This window comes from Pseudoduganella sp. GW821-FHT12E03, assembly GCF_058807115.1.
In genome coordinates this window covers 1-19,808 of record NZ_JBXAQJ010000026.1, presented here as the reverse complement: position 1 = coordinate 19,808, position 19,808 = coordinate 1, and the positions used below count along the sequence as shown (strand labels likewise).

Sequence of the window (19,808 nt, the reverse complement as noted above, 5' to 3'; positions counted from 1 at the left end):
GTGAAACGACTTTGCGCCGATGATAGTGCTGCAACCAGTGTGAAAGTAGGTTATCGTCAGGCTAGTTATTTAGAAAAACCCCACCAAATTTGATTTTGGTGGGGTTTTTTGCTTTGTGCGGTGCGTTGTCAATGTTACTCTGTTTTTGTTTTGATAATTATCTAAAAAACAAAAAGGAGAGGTATGAAGGCATACGCGCTGGGCTGCTTATTGGCATCCATGGCTGCATCAGGTACGGCAGCTGAACTAGTAAAAGAAAAAATCCGCACGGAAGTCGCACGCACCAGTTACGGTGTCGTGCATGTCAAAGCCAATGATTTCCGCAGTCTCGGTTATGGCGTGGCTTACGCCTATGCGCAGGATAACGTCTGCATGCTGGCAGATACCTTCCTCACGGTGCGGGGCGAACGTTCCCGCTACTTCGGACCGGATGCGCAGACCACCCGGCCGAAAAACGGCGAATACGGCATCGCCAACGGCTACATCGACCTGACCAACGAACAAAGCGACTTCTACTACAAGGGTTATGTCGATCTGGACCAGCTGCGTGCCGGCTATGCGGCAGGCAAACAGGAAATCCGGGATGTGCTGGCTGGCTATGTGGAGGGGTACAACCGCTACCTGAACGACCACCAGAAAAAACTGCCGAACGCGTGCCGCAATGCCGCGTGGGTCAAATCCATCACGGTCGACGACATGTACCGCTTGGTGGAGGAAAAAGCCCTGCACGCGACGGGCGACGTCTTTGCCGCCGGTATCGTTGGCGCCGCGCGAGATCCGGGCGCGCCGGCGACGCTCGCGAAATCCATGCCGCCCGCGGTAATGAAAATGCCGACCGGCCTGCCGGCAGGCATCGGCAGCAACGGCCTGGCCGTGGGCCGCGATGCCAGCGCCAATGGCCGTGGCCTGTTGCTGGGTAATCCGCACTATCCGTGGAGCAGCTCGGAGCGCATGTATCAGCTGCACCTGACGGTGCCGGGCAAATACGATGTCATGGGTGCCTCGTTGGCTGGCTTGCCCGTCGTGATGATCGGCTTTAACCAGGATCTGGCGTGGACCCATACCGTCACCAAGGCCATCCACTTCACCACATTCGCACTCGCGCTGGATCCCTCCGACCCCACCGGCACCACGTACTACTACGATGGCGCTCCCGTGAAAATGACGCCGCGCACGGTCTCCATCGATGTGCTGCAGGCCGACGGCACGCTGCGGCCGAAGCAAAAAACGTTTTACTCCACCCGGCACGGCGCGGTCTTCGTCAATCCCGCAGCGGGAATCGGCTGGACCAGTGAGCGCGCCTTCGCGCTGGGGGACGCCAACCGCAATGGCACCCGCATGCTGGAACAATGGCTGTCGCTGGGCCAGGCAGGGAATGTCGACGCCGCGAAAGCCAGCCTGTCCAGTGTGGGAGCACTGCCATGGGTGAACACCATCGCTGCCGACCGCGATGGCGGCACGCTGTACATGGATGCCAGCCGCGTCCCCCACATGGGCGCGGACAAATTCGCGTCGAACTGTTTCGTGGTGCCGGCACTGCTGGGATTTGACGGTACCCGCAGCGCTTGCGCATGGGGCCAGGATGACGGCGCAGCCGGCGGCGTTTTTGGCGCCACCAATATGCCGACCCAGGAGCGCGAAGACTATGTCGGTAATTCCAACGATGCGTACTGGCTGGCCAATGTGCGCGCCCCCCTGATGGGCCCCGCGCCATTTGGCTATTCGCCGCTGTATGGCTCGCCCGGTGTCGAACAGACCCTGCGCACCCGGATTGGCTTCAAGCAGCTCGAGCAGGCGCTGGCCAGCGAACGCCATTTGAACATGCATGACCTGGAAGACCTGTTGTTCAGCAACCGGGTCCATGCGGCGGAACTGGTGTTGCCTGAATTGATCCCGGCCTGCCTGGCGTCCAATGACCGTGACCTGCTGCTGGCATGCGCCGTGCTGAGAATGTGGGACCGCAAGGCCGATATCGACAGCCGCGGCGCGGTGCTGTTCCGCGAATTCTGGAATGCCGCCGCCGCGGTGCCGGACAAGTGGGCCGTCCCGTTCGATCCCGCCGATCCGGTCAACACGCCGCGCGGCGTCGCGGTTGCCGCCAAGCCGGCCCTGCTCGATGCGTTGCGCACCGCCGTGGCCAAGCTGAATGCGCAAAATGTGCCGCTGTATGGCCGCCTTGGCGATTACCAGACCGAGACGCGCAACGGCAAACGCCATGCGCTGCACGGCGGCCTGGGTGACACGGACGGCGTCTATAACACGATGTTCATGCAAGGCGACCTGACGCCGTCGGGCTACCGCAACGTCAAATGGGGCGCCGCATATATCCAGGTGGTCGGCTTCGACCGCGACGGCCCTGTCGCACGGGGCTTGCTGCCCTATGGCCAGTCGGTCGATCCCAAATCGCCGTATTACGACGACCAGTTGCCGCTGTTTTCGCGCAAAAAACTGGTGAAGCTGCCCTTCTCGGAAAGCGAGATCCGCAACGACCCGGCTTATGCACGGAAGGTACTGACTGACAAGTAATTATTCCTTTTCAGTAACCATGGGGTGCATGATATATTGCTAACTTTAATGGCAATCGTTCAGGTTCCCCATGAAGAAAGCGACGCTGGGTAAGGCTCTTGCGGTGGTGGCCGTCGGCGCGGCCGCGCTGGTTGGCTACCGCACCATGGGGTGGGACTTGATGAGTCCTGTGAACAGCTTGAACCTCGACCTGGCCAAGCCTGATGCGCTGATCGTCACCCGCAGCCTGTCCGCATTGCCGCGCGACTTGCTGACCATCCCCCTGGCGCGCGATGTGTTGCGCGAAGATTTCCTGTTTTATTACGAGCAAAGCGAAGACCGCCTGGGCTTGAAGGGAACGCTGCGCCGCATCGCCTATGAACATGAATTGGGATGGGGCGATCAACTGATCCGCATGGTGCTGGACCAGCCTGCGGAAGTGGCGCTGTGGCGCGATGGCGACGGTTCGCTGAAGCACTTCGCGATTGCCGTCTCGCGCAGCCAGCTCACGCGCCTGCTGGAAGAAGCGGGCAAGGTCGCGCTCAAGGATACGCAGTTAAAGATCGCCGGCGGCTTGCGGGTCGATGGCGATACCGTGCAAGTCTATGCACTCAGTTATGCCTATGGCCGCACCATGCTGCTGGCCGCCCATGGCGAACGGATGGTGATCCTGTCCCATCCCGGCATGCTGTATGGCGGCAAGGACGGCACGCGGGCAGACAGCACGGCGGCCGGCGTGGTGTCGGGTTTGCTGGCATCGTCGGCCGGTAAACAGCGCCCGTTCCATGAGCAATTCCACTTCGATAAAGCCCCGGCCGAAGGGCACAGCATTGCTGTCAAGGCCGACTTCCTGTCGTTTGGCTACCAGCCTTTCTTTGGCGCGCTGCAAGCGTTGCGCTTCGATTTCAGCAAAGGCGCATGGCGTTCGCAAATACTGATCGATGGCGCCAAACTGGCCAAAGGCGGTTACGACAGCGCCGCGCTGTGGCCCGCGTTGCCGCACAATCCGGGTGGCTGCTTTACCGTGCCCGCCGATTGGGCCGCGATGCAGCCGGTATTGAAGCGGGTTGGCCGCAAGGCCAGCGAACCGGTGCAACCGCTGGCGGAGCAATTGGCCGGGCCGGTGGCGGCGTGCTGGTATGGCAATTCGCGGCTGCATACGCCGGTGTTCATCGCCAGCCGCGCAGGGGATGGGAAAGGCGCCGAAGCCTTGTTCGGCAGCCTGTTCGACGTTGCCGTGGGCGGCGGCGGCCAGGTGGAAAAGACCCAGGCGAAAGGCGGCGCCGTGCGCTGGCAACGCACCGTATCCACCAAACTGGGCGACACCACGCCAACCCTGGCGGTGGCGGGCAACACGGTGGTGTTTTCCGCCGATGCGCGGCTGGTGGACCAGGTGCTGGCGGTCAAGCGCAAACAGGCGCCCGCCGCGGCGGACCGCATGCCGGATCCCGGCCGCACGGTCGGCCTGATTGCCCCCGCATCGCTGGCGCAATTGATCCAGAAGGAAGCGTTCGCCACCTTGCCGGCCAACCAGGAACCGGTATTGCGCACGGCTGCCGATGAACACCTGGTGCCGCGCCTGGATGCGTTGAAGAAGTACCCGGCGTACCGCATGGTGCTGAAATCCGTGCCGGGCTCTGGTATGGCATGGCAACCGCTGGAATGGCAAGCCATAACGCAATGACCGCCATGATGGCAATGAACCGGCGCGCGGCACTGTGCTCGGTATTGCGTGTCGCCGTTGCCGCAGGGGCGGCCGCTGCGGCGCCACGCGCCTATGCGTTGAAGGGCCCCGCGCAGCAGCAGGTCCGCCTGTCGCAGGCGCAGTCGCGTGCATTCCAGGCGTGGATGCTGCGCATCATTAACGCCCAGCTGGAACGGGGCCCGACACCGCGCTGGCAGCACCGCGATTGCGCCGGCCTGGTGCGTTTTGCCGTCAATGAAGCGCTCAGCGCACATGATGCGAAGTGGCTGCGCGCCAATGGTATTACCACGGACCGGCGGCTGCCGCCCGAGCTGGAATTGAATGCCGAACAGGCGGCGCTGCGCAACCGCTGGGTGCAGACCGGTGGCCAGGTCGGCCACTTCGTCACGGCCCTGGCGCTGGTGCAGCACAACAGCCGGTTTATCGCACGTGAAGTGAGCCAGGCGCAAGCCGGCGATTTGCTGTTTTTTGACCAGGGCGCGGAACAGCATTTGATGGTGTGGATGGGCGCACGCATTGCGTACCACACCGGCGCCGTGGCACCCGACGACAATGGCTTGCGGGCCGTCGATATCAAACACTTGATGACATGGAAGGACACACGGTGGCAACCAGTGGCCAGCAATCCCAATTTCGCCGGTATTTTCCGGCTGTCGTTTCTGTCCTGAAGCTGTGGCGCGCGCTTTGGCTGATCGCTTTGCTGGCGCTTGCGCCGGCGGGCCGCGCTTTCGCGCAGGATGCGAGCGGCGAACCAAGTAACTACACGCAATTCAAGGGCGAACCATTCTTCCTGCTCTCCGATGCGGGCTATGGCAGCAAGGATGAGGCCAGGGTGCGGCTGGAAGTGCCGGGCCGTGACATGGGGCGCCTGAATACGGAAGCGTATTCCGGTGTCGACATCGTGGTGTACCGCGTGCCGGAACCGCTGGAATTCCTGAAAAAACAGCGCAACCTGCACCGTATCCAGGTCGAGGGTAATTACCAGGGCGAAGGGTTGGCCAACACGCTGAGCTTCCTGTGGGACAGCTGGTGGAAGCAGGCGCGCCTCGCCTGGCGCAAGATCTTTTCCACTGAAGCGCGCCGCGCCGTCACGCAGGAACAGCCGAAACTGGCCACCAATGGCGAAGCGCTGCGCCGTCCGACGGTATTTGCCAACCACCCGCAATACAAACCCCTCAAGGGCTACGAGATGGTGGACAGTTTCCGCTATCCGATCTGGCAGGCAAAACAGATAGAGCCGCCCAAGGGTGTCAAGCTCGATGGTTCCAGCAGCGACTTTATCCAGCCGGGCAGCGGCAATGTGATGATCCCGGTCGGCAAGCGCAAGCCGGGGCTGTACCTGGTGGAAGCCATTATTGGCGAACACCGCGCGACCACGCTGGTGTTTGTGTCGGACACGATGGCGGTCACCAAGGTGTCGTCCGGCCAGATGCTGGTGTGGACGGCGCGCCGCGACAATGGCGCGGCGGTGCAGGGCGCCAGTATCGCGTGGACCGACGGCACCGGTGTGCTGCAATCGGCGAAATCCGGTAATGATGGCGTGGCCATCATGGAGAGGGGCAGCCCGGAACATACCTATGTACTGGGCGAAGACCGCGACGGCGGCGTGTTCGTGTCCGAAAATTTCTACTATGACAGCGAAATCTATAACACCAAGCTGTACGCGGTAACGGACCGCCCGCTGTACCGTCCCGGCGATGAAGTCAACGTGAAATTCCTGGGCCGTGAATTCAAGTCCGCGCGCGTGTCGCAAGCCGCGATGGCCGCGCCGCTGGCACTGACCGTGTATGACCCGAACGGCACGCCGTTGCTGACGCAGGCGCTGCAACTGTCCGGCGACACCGGTACGGAGACACGTTTCCGCCTGCCGGAGCAAGCCACGGCCGGTGGCTATGAATTGCGCTTCACGTATCGCGACGGCATTTATGGCGCGGCATTCCGCGTCGCTGAATATGTGAAGCCGCATTTCGAAATCAATGTCGTGCCGTCGAAGGCGGAATTCAAAACCGGTGAAAATGTCAGCGGCACGATCGCGCTGCGCTACCCGGATGGCAAACCCGTGAAAAACGCGACCCTGTCGCTGACCGTGCGGGGCCAGCAAAACACCATGGTGGAAGGCGAACTGCGTTATGGCGGCCTGTTCCCGATCGAGTTGAAGACCGAAGAGTTGAAAACCGACGGCAGCGGCAATGCCGCGTTTACCCTGCCGCCGGCAAGCGATCCATCCCGCTACATCCTGACCGTGCTGGCCACCGATGGCGCCGCATACCGCGTGAAAGCCACGCGCGAGCTGATGATCGAGCGCTCCGCCACCAGCTACCAGCTGAAAGCCGCGCGCCAGTTTTCCGACCCGGGCCAGGCCGTGCATTTCGACTTGATTCCCGATGGCCAGGCCACGGTGCGTCCGGTGCGCTGGGAACTGGTGCAGCTGGAAAAGCAAACCAAAACCAATGGCGCGTTTGACCCGAACGCCAAGGGCTGGGATGTGACGTTCCCCACGTCCGGTTCTTACCAGCTGGCGCTGCGCGATGACAAGGGCAACTTGCTGGCGGCGGCCAGCCACTGGGTCAGCGGCGATGGCGTGAAAACCTCGCCGGGCAGTATCGAGATCGTGCTGGACCGCGCGCAATACCGGGCTGGCGAGACGGCCGAAGCGCTGATCACGTTTTCCGATCCGGTGGACCAGGCGTTGCTGACCCTGGAGCGCGACAAGGTGGAACAGCATGGGCTGCTCAATGGCGGCGCCAGCTGGTACAAGGCTGTACGGGTGGCGCCGGCGCAGTGGCGCGTGCGCATCCCGGTCAAGGACGAGCATGGCCCCAACATCACGTTCTCCGTCGCCCACACCCGCAACGGTGAATTCGTGTTTGAAAACGCGGGGCTGCTGGTGATCGAGCCGCGCATTGCGCTGCAATTCAAGACCGATAAAGAGGTCTACCAGCCCGGCGAAAAGGTCACTCTGGACGTAACCGCCACGCTGGAAGGCAAGCCCTTGTCCACCCTGGTGGCGCTGGGCGTGGTCGATGAAATGATTTATGTGCTGCAGCCGGAAATCGCGCCGGATATTGCCGATTTCTTCTATCACCCGCGCCGCAATAATGTACGCACCACGGCCAGCCTGTCGTTCATCAGTTATGACATGGCGCAGGGCCGCACCAGTGGCGCGCCGGCACGCCACAATTACAACGAGCGCGGCGTGAAAGTGCTGGAGCGGCCGCGCCGCGACAATATCGATACGGCGCTGTGGGCTCCTTCCTTGAAGACCGATGCGGATGGCCGTGCGCGCGTCACCTTCACCATGCCCGATGCGCTGACACGGTGGCGCATTACCGGCCGCGCGATGGATGCGCAGGGCCGCGTTGGACAGCGCACCGGTTACCTGCGCTCGGACAAGCAGTTCTATTCGAAGTGGACGGCGCCGGACTGGCTGCGCACGGGCGATGCGCCGCGCGCATCGTTCGCCATCTTCAACCAGACCGACAAGGAGCAAAAGCTGGACGTCACCCTGTCCGGCGGGGCTCAGCCCAAAGCCGAAAAACTGTCGGCGAAGCCCGGCGTCAATTACGTGGAATTCCCGTTGGCGGGCAGCAGCGGCATGATGCGGCTGGAAGTCAAACAGGATGGCAAGCTGGTCGATGCGCTGGACACCAATCTGCAGGCTTTGCCCGTTGCCTGGAACAGTCCCAGGTCGCTGGTAGTGCCGCTGGGCGGCGAGACTGCGCTGAAGCTGCCGGCGGACGCGCGCAATATTCGCGTTTCATTTGCACAGGGCGCGGCCAGCCACTTCGCCCGCATTGCCGATGACTTGATTGAGTTCCCGTACGGTTGCGTGGAGCAGACCGCCAGCCGCCTGATTCCACTGACGATGGCGATCCAGAGCCTGGGCCCGGATGCTGCGGGCGTGCGCGACCGCCTGACCGCCACCTTGCAATCGCAGCGCTTGCGGCTGGTGTCCATGGCCGGACCGAAAGCCGTCTTTGGCTGGTGGGGCAACGCCACCCAGGGCAGCGCACTGATGACGGCGTATGCGTATTACGCGGATTGGTACGCGGCCCGCGCACTGCGCATCGACATGCCGGCCGACCATTGGAATAACGTGCTGGCCGTGTATTCCGAGCATGGCTTGAAGGATGGGCTGGCCGAGCGTGCACTGGTGCTGTGGATGGCGAATGACATGGGCTTGCCGACGAAGACACTGGTGTCCGGCCTGGTCGACGATATCGCCGCCGTGACCCTGAGCGACAAGGCCGGCCAGCAGGCTGTCACATCGAGCCTGCTGCTGGGCACCCACGATGACCGCAACAGCCAGGCCATGGCATTGGGGCTGGCGTCCGTAGTGGCGGCGCAAAACAATGTCGCTTTGCCGGCCGCGCTGCAGCAGCAAGTGGCGGGCGCCTGGAAAACCCTGCGCGCATCGCCGGCGCCGGCGGCCCAGGCGCTGTTGATGCTGGCCGGAGAATTGCCGGCTTCGGCGGCCGACAGTGTGTTGTCGTCCGTACGCGCCGAGATGCCGACCCTGGACCGCGCCATGACTTTGCTGTGGGTGCAGAAAAAACTCGGCGGCGGCGCCTTTGGCAAACCGCCTGCGCTGGCGCTGGAAGGTCCGTGGCAAAAGGTGGATAGCCGGGGCGGCCAGCAGGTTTGGCGCTGGACGGATGCGAAAGTTCTGCCGGACCAGTTGCGGATTGCCGCTGCTACGCCGGCGCCCGCCGGCACGGTGGCTGTCGTGCAATACGAAAGCCGCGCCACGGAAACGCCGTCACTGCCCGTCACGATCGAACGCCGCATCGTGCGGATGAAGCGCGGCGACAAGGGCTATACGACGGAACTGGTAAAGCCGGGCGAGGCGCTGCGCACGGACGAACTGTATATGGATGAAATCACGCTGAAACCCGCGGCCGGCAGCAAGCACCGCTATGGCTTGCTGGAAGTCGCGCTGCCGCCGGGCGCCGTGGTGGAAGCGAGTACCTGGGGCATTGTCATGGCCGGCGATCCACCCACGCCGCTAGAGCGCACGCGCCATGCCGAGCGGCGTGACGGGTATGCGGTCCCGATCGAACCACTCGAGGGCGATGTCACGGTGCGCCATTTGCTGCGCTTTGCACAGAAAGGCAGTTACGTGCTGCCGCCCGCGCGTTTCCACCGCATGTACCAGCCGGAGCAAAAAGCCTTTGAGGGCGACGGCAAAACCACGCGTGCGCTGAAGGTCGAGTGATGACGACGTCGCGGCCAACGTTGCTGCCCAAGCTGCTGCCGGCCTTGCTGGGCGCCGCCATGGCGGTGGCCACGGCCGTGCCATGCGCCGCCGCCAGCCTGGATGCCGCGTGGTGGAAGGGGGGCGACATCACGGTCACGCAATTGCGTCATGGCGGGGCGGCGCCGCCATCGTTCGATGGCAGCCGCATGGTGCCGCTGGGCAGCCTGTGGAAGCTGTTTGTCTACCTGTATGCGGTGGAGACCAAAACGCCGCTGCCGGACTACCGCTGCACGGGACGCGACCCCGAGGAAGTGTATTGCTGTGACGCGGGGCAGGCGGTCAACCGTGACGCGGCGCTGGCGCAATCGTGCGGCCTGTTCTTTGCGCCGGCCCGGCTGGTGCTGTCCGTCGCCCCCTGGCGTACTTACTGGACCCAGCGCCTCGGCGCCGCGCCAGGCGGCGATACCGCATGGCTGGCGGCGCCATCGCAACTGACCCCGGAACGGCTGGTGCGGCTCGACAGCCTGTTGCGCGTGTTGGCCAGCATTCCGCCGGCCGGCCGCGCGGAGGCGGAGAGTGCCTTGTTGCGCGTGGTGCTCGATGGGCGCGGCGCGGATGCCGTGCGCTGGTTTGGCAGCCGCGTGCGCATCAAGACGTTCTCTTGGCACGAAGGAAAGGAGCGCCTGGGCGGCGGCGCCGGCTGGCTGGCCGATGGCACGCCGGTCTGGTTTGCCGGGCAAGGCACCAGCAGCACGGTATTGCGCACTTGGGCGCCGCAGCTGGCAGCGGCCTTGCCACAGGCCGAGCCGGACGACAGCGGCTGCGTGATGGTGGACTATTTCGCCCGCTATCCGCTGCGCGCGGTGCGCGGCGATGACGGTTCCGTTGCGCCAGGGCCGCTGCATGGACGCTACCGCGTGACATTCGACAATGGTCAGGCGCTGGCTTTCCGCAGCGCGGGCGACATGGTGCTGGAAAAAGAACCGGATGGCCGCCTGAAGTTGCGGGGCCGTTTTGGCGTGAATGAATATGTGGCGCGCGTGATCGACCGCGAAGCCGGTGCGGAACCGCAGGAAGCCGCGCGGGCGCTGGCGGTCGCCGCGCGCAGCTATTTGCAGCAAAATGCGCGGCAAGTGGCGGGTTGCCAGCAAATTGCCGACAGCAGCGCCACGCAGCGGGTCAGCCCCAATCCGGCCAGCGCCGCCGCCCTGGCCGCCGCGCGCTGGACCGACCAGCTGGTGATCGACGGCGCGCCGGTGCGTTATCACCGCGACACACCGTCCACCGATACGCTGGCGTGGACGCGGGCAGTGTCGCTGGCGCGGCAAGGCAAATCCTTTGACGAAGTGCTGGCCGATGCGTATCCGCATGGCGTGCTGGCCGCCGCCGGCAACAGCGGTACGCGCTGCATGCGGCTGGCGCAAAATGAAGCGTGGCTGGAGCGTGAATTGCCACGCTGGCAGCGCGTGCTGCGGCAAGAGGCGGGGTATGAAGCGCCCGCGAACTTGCCCGCCGTCTGCGCGCTGGCGTCCGGCGCACCGTATTCCGAACAGACGCGTAACCGCATTTTCATGCGCCCGCTGGCGACGCGCGAAGACCGCATCACGCTGGCGCATGAATACCTGCACCTGGGCTTGCGCCGCCATCCGCGCGGACAGGATGAAGATTACGTGGAACGGCTGGCGCGCCGGCTCACGGATTTAAAACTGGAGGCGCCATGAAGCCATCGTTCCTTTTGATACTGGCCATGGCCGGCGTGCCGGCCATGGCACAGGACGCCAATGCATTGGAGGCGCCTGGCGGCGGCTGGAACCGCGCGGGCCTGGTCGACAAATCCAGTGAACTGGCCGTCAATTACCCGTACAACCTGATCGACCGTGGCGCACAGCGCGGGCGCCGCATGATCGAGGGGAACCTGGGCAAGGCCGGGAAAAAGCGCCCGTTCCACACGCTGGTGGTGAACGGCAATCCCACGCCGCTGTACACCGATGAGGATGGCCGCTATGCGCGCGCCTATGCGTTTGGTTCCGGATCGAACAGCGTGGAAGTGCGCACGCCGGATGGCAAATCGCTGAAACGGGTGCAGTTCTATGAAGCGGACCGCAGCAAGCCCCAGCCTGTGATCCGCGTGATTGCCGCGTGGGACGACAACCAGGCGGAAGTCGATCTGCACATCGTGACGCCGGATGGCCAGCATGCATTCTGGGCGCACCCGGCGCTGACCAATGGCGGGGGACTCGATGGCGACACGGTTGATGGTCCGGGACCGGAAAATTTCACGATGACGTCGCCGCAGCGTGGCTTGTACCAGGTGTGGATCAACTATTGGGGCAACTTCGGCGGCGACGGCTACCACTTTGATGAAGCGACGCGGCAACGGCCGATCATCACGTCGCGCATCACGCTGGTCTTCAATGAAAACACGGTCAAAGAGCGGCGCGAAAGCTTTGTCATACCGCTGCGCAGGATCGGCGAACTGACGCTGGTAAAGACGTTCAAATTTTAAAGTTCATGAAACCATACTGTTCAGGTTTGCTGTTATTGGCACTGGCGCCAACTACCATGGCACAGGTGACGCTGGACGCGCCCACCGGGGGCTGGCGGCATTCCGCCGGTGCGCGCGAAGAATATACGCAGGACGTCAATTACCCGGCGAACGCCGTCTCGATGCAGCCGGGGCAGGCCGGCAGTGCGCAGATACGGGGCCGCATACACGGCGCGGTGAAACAAAAGCCGGCCACCCTGATTGTTAATGGCGTGCCGATGCCGCTGGAAGTACAGCCCGATGGCAGCTTTGGGCGGCCCTACGGATTTGGCAGCGGCTCGAACAATGTGGAAGTGCGTTCGCCGGATGGTAAGGGCCGCGCCCGCGCGCAGTTTTTTGATGGTTACCAGGGCAAGACGCAGGCGCGGCTGCGCGTGGTGCTGTCCTGGGACAGTCCCGGCACCGATCTGGACTTGCACGTGCTGGCGCCGGATGGCGGGCATGCGTGGTATGGCAACCGGGTCATGAAAAATGGTGGCGCCATCGATGTCGACGTCACCACGGGCTATGGGCCGGAAATCTTTTCCAGTGCCGCGCCGCCGCGCGGCTTGTACCACGTCTATGTCAATTACTACGGCAGCGGCGGTGACGGTCGCGCGCTGACGATCGCCCAGGTGGCGGTGATCACGAACGAAAATACGCCACGCGAAAAGCGGCAGGTATTCCAGGTGCCGATGCGCGCGCCGGGGGAGCTGACGCTGGTGAAATCGTTTATCTACCCGTGATCAGCGCAGGATGTTGGCGGCCAATATGGCGGCCATCATGACTCCCCCATAGCGCAACCACGCCGCGCCGTAACTGCGCCATGACATCACGGCCAGCACCAGTGCGCACAGCAGCGGCAAGCCGCTGTGCGCCTGGACGTTGAAGACGCATGCAAGGTACAGCTGTATCGCGATGGCTTTCCATGGACGGCCTGCAAGATATCCGCGACGGCGGGAAGTGGATGCCGTTGCGGGGCTGGCCGCCGGCATGCGCGGTATCCCGGACTGGGCATCCGCTCTGCCATGCGTCTTGTGCTCAGGGCGCCGGGCTTCCCGTTTTGCATTCCGTTCTTCTTTGAGCTGGTGCTGGGTTTTTTCCAGCACGGGCGCGGCAGGCGTTTGCGCCTGCCAGAAACCATCCCATGGCGCCTTGCCCTGCGCCGACAGGGCGCGGAAGTCTGCCGAGCGGCGCGCCATGGCGGCGGACGGCACAGGTGTTTGCGCCCAGCGGGCTCGCGCCGCCCGCACCCGCTGCAGCAATGGCGCACCCTTGGTGGCATCCACCATGTGGATAAACAGTGCATACCCTTCCAGCGCATCGATGACATTGGTATTGCCATTCCATTGCTTGCCGGCCGGGCCGTCTTTCTCCACTTGGAACAAGGTGGCGCGGAAGCGGCGCAGTGTGTCGCGTTCGATGGCCGGTTTTTGATTGACGACGACCCCTGTCACGGACTGGCGCTGCGCGCTGCGCATCACATGCTGTTTTTCCGGGTGTGGCGTGAAGCCTTCGTCGATCACGATTTGCCTGGCGCGCCACAGCAGCTTGCCCGCCAGCTTGCCCGTGCCATCGCCGCCGGAAAACGTCAGGTCGTCCGCATAGCGCGTATAAGTGAAGCCCAGCTTGGCGGCGCAGCCCTGCAAGCGGGCGTCGAGACGGCGGCACAGGATGTTGGTCAGCGCGGGGCTGCTGGGGGCGCCTTGCGGCAGCGCCCGCGCGCCCGACGCCACGAAGAATGTCTCACCATCGACGCTGACTTCTTCCGCTGGCGCTTCCGTGCACAGCAACGCCAGGGTGGCGGCAACCTGTTCGCTGTAGCCGATTTGTGTAAAGACGCCCTTGATGCGTGGCAGTCCGATCGACGGGAAGAAGTTCTTCAAGTCGAGATTGATGACGATTTCCTGGCCCACGTGGGGGGCGGCGTTGGTGACGATGGAGCGCTGTTTGCGGAAGCCATGGGCTGCCGCATGGACAGGGACGCGGGCCAATACATTGTCGAGGATCCAGTATTGGGCCCGTTTCAGGCGCGGCATCGGCGCCGAAATGATTCGTTCACCCCCGGTTTTTTTTGGCATGGCGAAGCGGCGGTAATGACTGATGCGCGATACGCGCCGGTCAAAGGCCAGGAAGCGCAATTCCGGCACCGATAAGCCCATGGCTTGCGCCAGGTCTTGCGCATTGTGCATGGGCGGCAGTGCGGCGCGGGCCAGCTTGTCGCCGTCGCTGTGCGCGGCATTCAAACCGGCCGAGACGTCCTGGCCCAGGTAGAGTAATTCATGCTGGCGCCGCTGATGCCAGGCGGTGGCGCGCTCGAAACGTTCGCGGGCGCGCCGTTGCCTGGTTTCTTCGCGTTTGGCCCGCGCTTTGGCTAGCCGTTCCTTGCGCATCTGCTTCAGCGCCTGCACCGGATCGCCCAGCAACTGCAGTTCGCTGCCCAATTGGCGCAGCGCGGTACTCAGTTCCGCTTCGCGCCGCACCATGTCTTCGGCAGGCGTAGGCTGCTTGCCGCCGCTGGGCCAGAAGCCGAGCCGCTGCATTTCTTCCAGGACGACTTCTTCACGCGATGACGTGCGCAGGCGCTCCATTAACTGGGCGCGGGTAGTGATCGGAGGGGAGGTATCGGAAGCGCTCATGGGCGGAGCTCCAGGCACGGCAGGAGATTCATCGAAGAGCCTCTCGGACTGGTGCGCTCCACTCGACGCCATACGGCGCAGGTGGCGCAAATGGGCTTTCGAAAAGCCGCACCGTCTTGCGCCACCTGCGCCTGTATGGCACAGTGAAGAGCGTACCAGTGACGCATGGGAAGGGCTGAGTACGTGAACGGCGATCCGCCGTTCGGGTTGCAAGAGCCTTCCTGCCGTGCCTGTTGCAACGAGTATAACATTTCGGATTGTGTTTTCATACCGGTCCTCATGCCGTGCGCCCCTCTGCGGCCTGCACCATGCGCAATGCCAGCATGTGGGCGCAAGGTCCATAGCGCAGGCGGTTTTGCGTGTAGTGATTGCACTGGCATTCGCCGCCGACGATGCGCTCGTCCGTATCGAGACGCAGCGATACCTGGTAGTGCCGTTGTCCCTGCGTGGCCACGCCGCTCAACAGGATGCCGCCATTCGTGGTGGCGACTGCGGCTTCCCGGCGCAAAGCACGCTGCGCCAGCAATGCTGCGGCATCTTCTTCCTGCGGGCTGGCAAACCGCAAGGTGTCCAGCGGCAGCGGCTCGCGCGCCAGTTCGCGCAGGCGGTAGACGCCTTGTGTCAAATCGTAGATCACGCGGCCCGCCTGCGTGTACAGCGTCAGCACGCGCTCGACCACGGTGCGCGACAAGCCCGTGTCGGCCGACAGTTCATCCGCCGTGGCGAACCAGCGTTTGCCCAGTGCACTGAACACGGTGGCTTTGCTGGCGCTGTCGACATCGCCGCGTGGAGCAAGCAAATCGAACTGGCCCGCGCGTGACCAGTCGTTCGCGGTCCAGCCGGACAAGCCCAGCGTCAGTTGCATGTCGGGCAGGTTGGCGATCCAGAAACTGGGCAGCCCGGTGCCCATCAAGTGCACGGTGAAACTGTGCGCCACGGGGATCAGGCGTTCGAGCAGCAGCAGGCGGCGCCGTCCCCAAACACGGATTTCATCCATTGCACCGCCCTGGTAAATCGAACGGCGGCAAATGACTTCTTCATTCCATGGCTCGAACACCATGCGCACCGGCTGTCCCGGCGCCAGCTTGAAGCGGATTGAGCGGGGGCCGGCGCGCTCTTTCTTGCGGCGCAGGTGCAGGCACAGGTTGTGAATGTCCATCGGATGCAGGTCGAAACGGCGCGCCGGCAAATTCATCGCACTGCTCACTTGCAGGAAACCGCGCACCCAGCTGTCCGGCACATCGATCTTTTCTTCGATGAAGGCAGGGTCGCCAGCCGTGCTGACCTGGAAACCGGAAGGGTCGATCGCCAGCCGCGTGGTTTTATAGTCGCGGATTTTTTGGAATTCGCTATACAGGCTTTCTGAATAATCGATGTTGGTGGTGCCGCAGGCGAAATCGCCGAGGCGGTCGAATATATTGTGGCTGCAACTGAGCGATGCGTAGCTGGATTCATCGCGGCTGAAACATTCAAAGAAAATGCGGTCCGGATGCACGGTGATGACCGGGTCCAGCACAACCCACAATTCGCGGTTGGCCTGGTACAGGTAATTGAAGTAGCTCTGGCGCGCCGCATGGAACGGGCGCATCAGGCTTTCCTTGCGGCTGCGCAGGTCGCGCAATTCATCCTGCAGCGGCGCCAGCTTGAGGCGCAAGTCGGTGGCCCGGGTCTGGAACTGGGCCAACTGCATGGTTTCGTTCTCCGCCGCCCAAGCTTTGTAGGCGCTCTTGTCCGGCGCCTGGTAGCGCTGGTCGGCCACCACCACGTCGTGCAGAGCCGATATCGCTTCGCGGAATGGCAGGTGGCGGTTCAGCTCTCCGGTGAAATGCGTGGGAGCGCGCAAGGTATCGGGCGCAAAGCGCATATCCGTTGAGGATGCGCTGCTGGTGACGGCGGATTCACCGTAATAGCGGTACTGGAATCTCATGATGTTTTCCGCGGCGCGTGGATGGTCATGACGGCAGGCAGGTTAGGGTAGCGCTGCTGGATCATGCGCAAGCCTTCGATGTATTGCGCTTTGTCGGCGATGGCGACGGTCACGACCTGGCGTGCAAACAGGCGCGCGACGAAGGCGGCGATGTCTTCCGACAGTGCGGCCTGCTCGCGCAGGAAGGCTTGCACGCGGCCCTTGACGATCCGGCCCCGGTTGACTTGCGACAGCACGGACAGGAAATAGGGCTCAAGCCGCTGCAATTTGCCCACGTCGCCCGCGCTCGCGCTTTCCAGCCAGTTGCTGACAAACAGTTGCATGTTGGCCGATGGGTGCTGGCTCAGTTTTGCCATGGTGTCGGTGATGTCGGCCACATCGAAATGCGCGGTAATCATGGCGCGGCCGAAGCGCTGGGCCACCGGCTCCGGATGGTCGCACAGGCTGACCAGCAGCAGCGGTGTCCAGTCGCCACTGCCGCAAATGTCAGCGAAATAGGTGGCGGCGAACTCGCGTGTGTCGTCGAAACGGCTGTCGAACAGGCGCAGCGCATCTTCCAGGTGGACGCGCGCAAGATCCGGGTGGGCACGGAATGCGGCATAGGCCCATTGCCGTACGCTGGCGACAGGATTGCGACCAAAGGATGCCCATGCGGGAACTCCAAATCGCCGCGCATCAAAGTGCGGCAACAGCAGCGCCCCCAGTTGCTGGGCGCCTTTGCCGCGCGCCGCCAGCAGGCGTTGAATCAGCGCGGGATCGGCCAGTTCCGGCGCGGCCCGCAGCGGGCCGCCAATCCACGCCAGCGCATCGGCATGGGCGCCGTCGCCGCTCTCGGTACGGAACAGGCTGTCGAGCAGAACGGCCAGTAGCGCATCGCGGAACGCGGCATCGGCCGGCGCGATGCGCTGGACCATGACATCGACGGCGCGCCGTACGCTGGCATCGGGACTGGTGGCAAACACGCCTGCCAGATTGGCTTGCGCACTCAGGACGTGGTCCGGCAGCATACCGAACAGCGTTACCGCCTGGGCGCGCACCGCGGCATCGGGATCGCGCAGCAGCGCGGCCAATACCGGGCCGGGTAGCATGGCGATGGGCGCCGTATGCAGTGGCAGCCACTGGCAAGCCAGTGCGCGGACCGCCGCAAGGCGGTGCGACAACAGCGGCAGCAAGTCGTCATAGGGTGCGTTGGCAGCGGCGGCGTGCAGCGGGTTCTCCAGCAGCCATGCGAGGTCGGCGCAAATGGCGGGAACCTGCTGTTCCGCGTCATCGAGGTCTCCGCAATTGGCCAGCCAGTCAATGATGTGCCACACGGTTTTTTCCGGCGTGCCGGGAAATGGCAGCGCGCACTGGCACAGCATGCGTGCATGGCGCCGTGCGGCGGGCAGGGAACAACACGCGATGGCGGCCGCCAGCAGCGCATCCTCCGCGAAATGGCCCGGATCGTTGGTGATCAGGTCGAGCACATAGTCGACCGCCTCTTTCAGCGCTGACTGGATGAACAGCAGCAGCCACTCGCTGGGCGGCACGCCGGGTTCAAACCGGCGCCGCGCTGCCAGGAAGGCAAAGCGCGCGGTTGCCGCGTAAGGGCTGGACAGCAATTCGCGCAGCGCCGGCATGGGCAACTGGGCGCAGTAGGCCGTATTATCAAGCAGTGCGCGGGCGGCAAATTCGTGCACGCCGCTGCAGCGGCTTTGCCGCATCAGGTAATGCAGGGCATCCGGATGGGCGTCCCACAGTTCGGGATAGGCTTCATGGCGCTGGCCGTCAGGCAGGATGGTGCGCTGCTGATACCAACTGGTGCCGAGGCGGTTGCTGCACCACGGCCCCCTCGCACGCAGCATGCGGTTGAACAGCAGCCAGCGGCTATAGGGGTCATAGGCGCGCCCGTTCCGCGTGGATGGTTCGCCCGCGTCGCTGTCATCCATGGCGTCGAGCGCTCCCAGCGCCATTGTGATGTAGGCAGGGTCGCCGTCTTCCGCCATCCGTCGCAGCATGCGCCAGCCGCGCCGGCGCAGGTAGTCGCGCGTGCGGCTGCTGTAGGCGACGGCGCTGTCGGGGAGCGCGGCTGCTTGCGCATAGGGTACCCAGGTGCGGCGCACGCTGACCATGCGGTCCGACGTGGTATGCGGCGACAGTTCAAAGCGGCGGTGCAGCAAGCCGAAAAGCTCGCCATCCGAATGCATTTCAGCCGCCTTGTAAATGCGGCGCACGGCGCGGAATGTACCGGGGCGCAGGCGCATGGCCCGCATGTGAGTGAGCAGTATGCGGCGCGCCAGCGGCTGGACCAGGCTGACTTGGTAAAGCTGTTCCAGCCAGTCGGACTTTTGCAGCACGAGCCATTCATCGTCGCCTGCCGCCATTGCCAGCAGGGCGCTTTCATTTTGATCAGCCCAGGCTACGCGCACGGTTTCCGGCCAGGCGGCGATCAGCGCATCGGCATGGCCGGCCAACGCGGTATCGTCCGCCAGCATCAGCCATGCTTGATGGGCCATGCGCCTTACCGCATCGTGCGGGCTGCGTGCGCGCAACTCCTGCATGGCGATCAGGGCGCCCCGGTCGCCGCAGCGGCCGATCGTCCAGGCCAGGCAGTAATCCTGCATGGCGTCGGCCCGCTGGATCAAGTCAACCAGCGCGGGGACCGCTGTGCGCAATCGCAATTCGCCGATGCGCCAGATGGTGCGGCTGCGCTGGCGCTGCGTTAGCTGTTTCCAGCTGACTGGTTGCAAGCGCTGGAGCAGGAATGGGGCGGCGGCGAAAGCGGATTGGGAATCGGCGGCCGCCGCTCTCGGGGACGCGATGGCGGCAATGGACTGCGGAGAGGAAGTGTCGGCATCCCGGTTTACAAACCCCTGGGCAGAGCGGTCGGCCAATGCCTGTGTGTACAGTGATTCCGCCGTGGGCAAGTCGACCGGTTGCGGTGTGCGGGTACTTTCACGCCATTCACCAATACGGCCTTGGCGGAGATTGACGATGTAGCGCTCTGGAATGCCGTCCGCTGCGCATAATTCGATTTCACAGTGAATTACCGCGCGTGTTTGCCTGCGAACCAGGCTGCAATTTCGGACCAGTTTCACCGGCTCAGTTCTCCAGGTGGGGTTTGTTTATTTGACAAGTGGATGTTATCCAACTGATGGCGGCTTGTAAATAATTCAATTAAAAGCCCCCTTGCCAGCTGCAGTGCTGCTTTGCTATAGTTCTGTCCCCGCAGCGCTGCGACGGTTTGAAACGAAGCAGCGAAGCGAATCAAGGGGTTGACGAGAATCACGAAACACTAGATAATCTCGCTTCTCTGCTGCTGACGAACAAAA

At 63.6% G+C, this 19,808-nt stretch carries 10 protein-coding genes; 7 read left to right on the top strand and 3 right to left on the bottom strand.

Annotation, left to right across the window (positions count from 1 at the left end; translation table 11 throughout):
* The first annotated feature begins 183 nt into the window (after nucleotides 1-183).
* The 7 genes from AC1RRC_RS32865 (at nucleotide 184) to AC1RRC_RS32835 (ending at nucleotide 12,677) form a co-directional block, all read left to right on the top strand.
* Complete coding sequence (locus AC1RRC_RS32865; protein ID WP_493060114.1) at nucleotides 184-2,526, top strand: penicillin acylase family protein; 2,343 nt, start codon at nucleotides 184-186, stop codon at nucleotides 2,524-2,526.
* Nucleotides 2,527-2,596: 70 nt separating this feature from the next.
* Nucleotides 2,597-4,189 carry a DUF2138 family protein gene (locus tag AC1RRC_RS32860; RefSeq protein ID WP_493060111.1) on the top strand — a complete coding sequence of 531 codons (1,593 nt, stop codon included), beginning with the start codon at nucleotides 2,597-2,599 and terminating at the stop codon, nucleotides 4,187-4,189.
* A gap of 8 nt (nucleotides 4,190-4,197) precedes the next feature.
* Entirely contained in the window at nucleotides 4,198-4,878 is a 681-nt protein-coding gene (locus tag AC1RRC_RS32855; RefSeq protein WP_493060115.1) for a DUF1175 family protein, read from the top strand.
* A 29-nt stretch (nucleotides 4,879-4,907) separates the two neighbouring features.
* A complete protein-coding gene (locus tag AC1RRC_RS32850) occupies nucleotides 4,908-9,425 on the top strand; it encodes an alpha-2-macroglobulin family protein (protein ID WP_493060110.1) in 4,518 nt (1,505 codons plus the stop codon).
* A complete protein-coding gene (locus tag AC1RRC_RS32845) occupies nucleotides 9,425-11,128 on the top strand; it encodes a DUF2300 domain-containing protein (protein WP_493060109.1) in 1,704 nt (567 codons plus the stop codon). The genes AC1RRC_RS32850 and AC1RRC_RS32845 overlap by 1 nt, the downstream gene beginning before the upstream one ends.
* Entirely contained in the window at nucleotides 11,125-11,913 is a 789-nt protein-coding gene (locus tag AC1RRC_RS32840; protein WP_493060108.1) for a YfaP family protein, read from the top strand. Before AC1RRC_RS32845 ends, AC1RRC_RS32840 begins: the two co-directional genes overlap by 4 nt.
* A gap of 56 nt (nucleotides 11,914-11,969) precedes the next feature.
* Nucleotides 11,970-12,677 (top strand): YfaP family protein, encoded by a 708-nt coding sequence (locus tag AC1RRC_RS32835; protein ID WP_493060107.1) that lies wholly within the window; start codon nucleotides 11,970-11,972, stop codon nucleotides 12,675-12,677.
* On the opposite strand, the gene AC1RRC_RS32830 is transcribed toward AC1RRC_RS32835, so the two are convergent.
* From AC1RRC_RS32830 to AC1RRC_RS32820, 3 genes are all read right to left on the bottom strand, one after another.
* The gene (locus AC1RRC_RS32830) at nucleotides 12,678-14,570 is read right to left on the bottom strand and encodes a reverse transcriptase family protein (protein WP_493060106.1); all 1,893 of its coding nucleotides are present in this window, start codon (nucleotides 14,568-14,570) and stop codon (nucleotides 12,678-12,680) included.
* A gap of 277 nt (nucleotides 14,571-14,847) precedes the next feature.
* Nucleotides 14,848-16,497, bottom strand: a complete 1,650-nt coding sequence (locus AC1RRC_RS32825) for an SWIM zinc finger family protein (RefSeq protein ID WP_493060104.1) — start codon at nucleotides 16,495-16,497, stop codon at nucleotides 14,848-14,850.
* A complete protein-coding gene (locus AC1RRC_RS32820; RefSeq protein WP_493060103.1) occupies nucleotides 16,494-19,226 on the bottom strand; it encodes a HEAT repeat domain-containing protein in 2,733 nt (910 codons plus the stop codon). The genes AC1RRC_RS32825 and AC1RRC_RS32820 overlap by 4 nt, the downstream gene beginning before the upstream one ends.
* Nucleotides 19,227-19,808: the final 582 nt, after the last annotated feature.

Excerpts from the sequence above, each read along its gene's own strand:
- AC1RRC_RS32865 (WP_493060114.1), top strand. The coding sequence starts at position 184 with ATGAAGGCATACGCGCTGGGCTGCTTATTGGCATCCATGGCTGCATCA.
- AC1RRC_RS32860 (WP_493060111.1), top strand. The coding sequence starts at position 2,597 with ATGAAGAAAGCGACGCTGGGTAAGGCTCTTGCGGTGGTGGCCGTCGGC.
- AC1RRC_RS32855 (WP_493060115.1), top strand. The coding sequence starts at position 4,198 with ATGGCAATGAACCGGCGCGCGGCACTGTGCTCGGTATTGCGTGTCGCC.
- AC1RRC_RS32845 (WP_493060109.1), top strand. The coding sequence starts at position 9,425 with ATGACGACGTCGCGGCCAACGTTGCTGCCCAAGCTGCTGCCGGCCTTG.
- AC1RRC_RS32840 (WP_493060108.1), top strand. The coding sequence starts at position 11,125 with ATGAAGCCATCGTTCCTTTTGATACTGGCCATGGCCGGCGTGCCGGCC.
- AC1RRC_RS32835 (WP_493060107.1), top strand. The coding sequence starts at position 11,970 with ATGGCACAGGTGACGCTGGACGCGCCCACCGGGGGCTGGCGGCATTCC.
- AC1RRC_RS32830 (WP_493060106.1), bottom strand. The coding sequence starts at position 14,570 with ATGAGCGCTTCCGATACCTCCCCTCCGATCACTACCCGCGCCCAGTTA.
- AC1RRC_RS32825 (WP_493060104.1), bottom strand. The coding sequence starts at position 16,497 with ATGAGATTCCAGTACCGCTATTACGGTGAATCCGCCGTCACCAGCAGC.